A 1,214-nucleotide genomic window follows, 5' to 3' on the forward strand; every position below is an offset into this window, starting at 1 on the left:
ATGGCAAAGGAAAAGTTTGAGCGTAATAAGCCGCACGTCAACATCGGCACGATTGGCCACGTTGACCATGGTAAAACGACGCTGACCGCAGCAATCACCAAGTATTTCGGTGACTTCAAAGCGTATGACCAGATTGACGGCGCGCCTGAAGAAAAGGCTCGTGGCATCACCATCTCGACCGCCCACGTGGAATACGAGACCGACAACCGCCACTATGCGCACGTTGATTGCCCCGGCCACGCTGACTACGTCAAGAACATGATCACCGGTGCTGCGCAGATGGACGGCGCGATCCTGGTTGTGAACGCAGCTGACGGCCCGATGCCGCAGACGCGTGAGCACATTCTGCTGGGCCGCCAGGTTGGCATCCCGAAGATGGTCGTGTTCATGAACAAAGTGGACCAGGTTGACGACGAAGAGCTGCTGGAACTGGTGGAAATGGAAATCCGCGAGCTGCTGTCTTCGTATGACTACCCCGGCGACGACATTCCGATCATTGCCGGTTCGGCTCTGGCCGCGATGGAAGGCAACAACCCTGAAATCGGCGAAGAGAAGATCCGCGAACTGATGGCGGCTGTTGATGAGTATATCGACACCCCAGAGCGTGCCGTTGACCAACCGTTCCTGATGCCGATCGAAGACGTGTTCTCGATCTCGGGTCGTGGTACCGTTGTGACCGGTCGTGTTGAGCGTGGCGTGATCAACGTTGGCGACGAGATCGAAATCGTCGGCATCCGCGACACTTCGAAAACCACCTGTACCGGCGTTGAAATGTTCCGCAAGCTGCTGGACCGCGGTGAAGCGGGCGACAACATCGGCGCGCTGCTGCGTGGTGTTGACCGTGAAGGCGTTGAGCGTGGCCAGGTTCTGTGTAAGCCGGGCTCGGTGACACCGCACACCAAGTTCGAAGCCGAAGCCTATATCCTGACCAAGGAAGAGGGCGGTCGTCACACGCCGTTCTTCGCGAACTACCGTCCGCAGTTCTACTTCCGGACCACTGACGTGACCGGCACCGTGACCCTGGCGGCTGGCACCGAGATGGTTATGCCCGGCGACAACGTGTCGTTCGAAGTTGAACTGATCGCACCGATCGCGATGGAAAACGGCCTGCGCTTCGCCATCCGCGAAGGCGGCCGCACCGTTGGCGCCGGCGTTGTGTCGAAGATCGTAGAATAATCGATAGGCCGGGCTTCAGCCCGGCACATCGGTGAGAC

The 1,214-nt window shown here is 58.8% G+C and carries 1 protein-coding gene; it reads left to right on the top strand.

The features are described from left to right. The coding region (gene tuf, locus AC2FLD_RS22455; protein WP_496674565.1) for an elongation factor Tu at positions 1 to 1,176 on the top strand (1,176 nt) is incomplete at its 5' end. Positions 1,177 to 1,214 lie beyond the last annotated feature (38 nt).

Source organism: Ruegeria sp. CDSA021 (genome assembly GCF_059612325.1).